The organism is Gammaproteobacteria bacterium, from assembly GCA_028817255.1.
In the GTDB taxonomy this organism is placed as follows: Bacteria; Pseudomonadota; Gammaproteobacteria; order Porifericomitales; family Porifericomitaceae; genus Porifericomes; species Porifericomes azotivorans.
This window is the reverse complement of record JAPPQA010000148.1, coordinates 1-3,349: the sequence shown is the minus strand read 5'-3', so window position 1 is coordinate 3,349 and position 3,349 is coordinate 1. Positions and strand designations below refer to the sequence as shown.

Sequence of the window (3,349 nt, the reverse complement as noted above, 5' to 3'; positions counted from 1 at the left end):
GGTGCCGACCGGGGCTTGGATGGGGCTTGATTAAGGCCAGAAAGGGATTATATGGCAAATATCCGCCATTCCCGCGCAGAGCTTGCCCCTGGCTTGAACAGGGGCGGGAATCCAGCGCAAATAGAGCGCGGAACGCGCACATTGCAGAGCCGGACGGCCCGCCCCTCCTTTAAAAGGAGCGCGAGGCGCGCGCTTTCTATGCGGGATTCCGGCTTTCGCCGGAATGACGAGGTAAAAGGCAGAAATGGCGGAGTAGGCTTTATTCGCTGCATGCCCATAGGGTTTTTGCACAGACTGATTCGCCGCAATGAGGGTAGAGGGCGCGCGGCTCCTGCGACGAGGCCGTCGAGGCCACCCGCGCCTGGGCAATCGCATTTCTTTGCCGGTAGCGGTCTCATATCGTATGTATCCGATTTCATAGAGAATTTTGTGGGGTCTTCACGGAGACGGGATATTGCTCAGGTCGGCACGGGCCCCCGGCGCAGGCCCCGGTTGGGGTATTGCAAGGTGCCGTTGCCTCCGTTGTGGAGGCCGGGGAAAATATAGGCGCTACGGTCTTTTGCGGCAGGCAGGCCGCGATGGCGTGTAGCGAGGAGACCGGAGGGAGACTGCTTTGAGAGTACGCTATTTACAGCACGTGCCCTTTGAGGGATTGGGCAGCATGGAGCCTGCGTTGCGGGGCCAAGGCGCCGATTTGAAGGCCACCCGTCTATACGCCGGACAGCCGCTACCGGCAGTGGAGGATATGGACTGGCTCATCGTCATGGGCGGGCCCATGGGCATACGCGACGAGGAGGAATACCCCTGGCTGCGTCCTGAGAAGGCACTCATCGCCCAGGCGATCGAGGCCGGCAAGACGGTGTTGGGGGTATGTCTGGGCGCCCAGATTATCGCCGATGCGTTGGGGGCAAAGGTGTATCGGAATCGGCAACCGGAGATCGGCTGGTTCGACATTCGCCGCCTGCCCGAGGCGGCGGATACGGTTCTGGCGCAGGCGCTCCCGCCCCGGCTTGAGGCGTTTCACTGGCATGGCGATACTTTCGATATTCCTCGGGGCGCTTGTCCGCTCGCGGCCAGCCAAGCCTGTCGGAACCAAGGTTTCGTCTTGCGGGACCGGGTAGTGGCCCTGCAATTTCATCTGGAAATGACGCCGCAAACGGCCAGCGCATTGATTGAAAATTGTGGCGACGCGCTTAAGCCGTCCCGGTACGTTCAATCGGCAAGCGAATTGTTGTCGGATCGCCGGCGCTTCGCGGAGATTAACCGGGTCATGGGCGCCGTACTGGAAGCGTTGGGAGGGCAAGGCGCCTGAGCATTGCCCACCGTCCGCGGGCAATGCCGGATGGAACGGCGCTGTGTGACGGACGGGGCACTGCACAGCTCCAGGATGGGTGTGGGAAACCCTCATGGCGGCTCGTTATTTCAGCGTGCCGCCTGGCACACGGCATATCCTTCCGGCACGGTTTTTCTGCTGGTGGGCGGCGGCACGGTTTTGCGGGGCCGTGCATGCCGATTACAGACTGGCGTTTTGCGGAGAGCTATGCCTTGTAAGAATCTCGCACAAATTTCTCGTGCGTCTGCTCAATAATAAATGCTTAATAAGCATATACTTATATTCCTATCAAGGAGGTGGCTCAACAAACACCTGACGGTGCCGGAACGGTAAGCGGCCAGGAAGGCGGCGCGGCGACGCTTGGCCTCGTTCGCGCAGGCGCTGCCGCTGGCGCAACGGCGTCGGGCAGGCGCATTCGCTGATGGTGGCCAACCTGGAGGAGGCGTCAGCTTTCGGGAAGTGGTCCGATCTATGGGCGGCTCACCCGTTGCCGACAATGCACGAGCCGGAGAAGGCCGTATGCTGGTTGACGCCGAATTCGGCGGCGCCGTCCCGGGCCGTCGCCAGGATGGCGCTGGAAGCGGGTCTCGGCGCGGTGGATAAAGTCTTTCAGTTGACGCTACCTATTTACCTTCATCGACCTGCACAGCCGTATGGCGTTCGCCTGGGCCGCATCGAGCAAGAGCGGCCGCACGCCGCCAGCCTGGAGGACTTCAACCGGGCCCTGGCGGATTGGCTGGTGTTTTACAACACCCAGAGACCCCTACTATATCCCTCGGAATGCTCCCGCCCTTAAAAACCTCCTCTTACGCCATCCCGAGTACCAGATGTACTGGACCTCTACGGAACTTTGCAAAATCGAGTAGAATTGGAACATTCTTAAAGACGGTTAAAATCTGTCCGCTATCCCGACAGTTCCAACGGGGACAGCCGGGATAACGAGAACCCCTTCGCTACCGGCAAGCGCAGTGCCGCAAGGCGAGCGAGAGAATGTACAGGAACGAAAGATAGCATGGTTTGGTTCTCGGTCGGGAAATTTGGCCACCTCTGGACATGTTGAAAAACTCTTTGGGCCTACAGACCTACAAACTTACGCTACATTCTGTTCGACCGCTTATTGTTGGGTTAAGCGGCGGGAAGTGGAGTATTTCATGAAGACCAAGCATATATCTACATGGCTCTCTTTTACAGTTGCGGTGCTTGCGCTCACGCTTTCCCAGCTTCCTCCTATCCCCAGTTATTTTGCCTCACCCGACTTGAGCCTCACAGTGAAAGGACTTCGTGTGAATCAATTTCTTGGAAATCTTTTACTGCACCCCTTTCTACAGATTAACAATTCTGGGAAATCTCTGGTCACAGTCTCCAAAATTGAGCTCATCCTCACAAAGCAGGCCCCCCCCGTTTTTGAAAAAACCTTTTCGGCAGAATTCTACCAAGAGGCCTCTACTTTGCCATACGGTTTGCCGGCCGGGTTTCATGCGCAAACTCCGTTCGGCAATATAGTGATACTTCCTGATGAAGTATGGAACACGTATGTCCATTTCCAAGAGAAATTGGACGATGCCACTAGAATCCAACACGGTAAAATAATGGCAAAAATTAGTTCGGAGGCTTTAGAAAATTATTCCAACGGGCCTTTCCTCGGCCCTTACTATTATGATCTCAGCGACGAACTGTTCAGGGAGTTCAAATCCCGCAGTGATGCACTTCTCAATTTATTTCTAATAGGGCAATATAATATACGCTTGAAAGTTTTTGACGATAGTAACTTGGCCTCTGTTACAGAAAAATGTTACTCGTTTACCGTATTCGATGGCCATTTGGATAACATCAAAGTCACTACAGCCATGCAACGTATACACCCACAAGGGAGGGTATCGTTATATCCCTTAGGTCCCTTAGGTCCCTTAGGTCAAAAAGGCTTCTATGTGGAGCTCGTTGATATGGACTGTGCGAACTAGCCCGGATATTGCACGAGCGCCGGTTTTCCGCCGGAAGTGTCGTTGTCTGGGACGG

The 3,349-nt window shown here is 56.0% G+C and carries 3 protein-coding genes; all 3 read left to right on the top strand.

Annotated features, from left to right (window positions below; all coding sequences use genetic code 11):
- The first annotated feature begins 613 nt into the window (after window positions 1–613).
- On the top strand, window positions 614–1,312 hold the full coding sequence (locus tag OXU43_06425) for a type 1 glutamine amidotransferase (GenBank protein ID MDD9824788.1): 699 nt from the start codon (window positions 614–616) through the stop codon (window positions 1,310–1,312).
- Window positions 1,313–1,754: 442 nt separating this feature from the next.
- The gene (locus tag OXU43_06420; protein ID MDD9824787.1) at window positions 1,755–2,129 is read left to right on the top strand and encodes a hypothetical protein; all 375 of its coding nucleotides are present in this window, start codon (window positions 1,755–1,757) and stop codon (window positions 2,127–2,129) included.
- A 355-nt stretch (window positions 2,130–2,484) separates the two neighbouring features.
- A complete protein-coding gene (locus OXU43_06415) occupies window positions 2,485–3,294 on the top strand; it encodes a hypothetical protein (protein ID MDD9824786.1) in 810 nt (269 codons plus the stop codon).
- Window positions 3,295–3,349 lie beyond the last annotated feature (55 nt).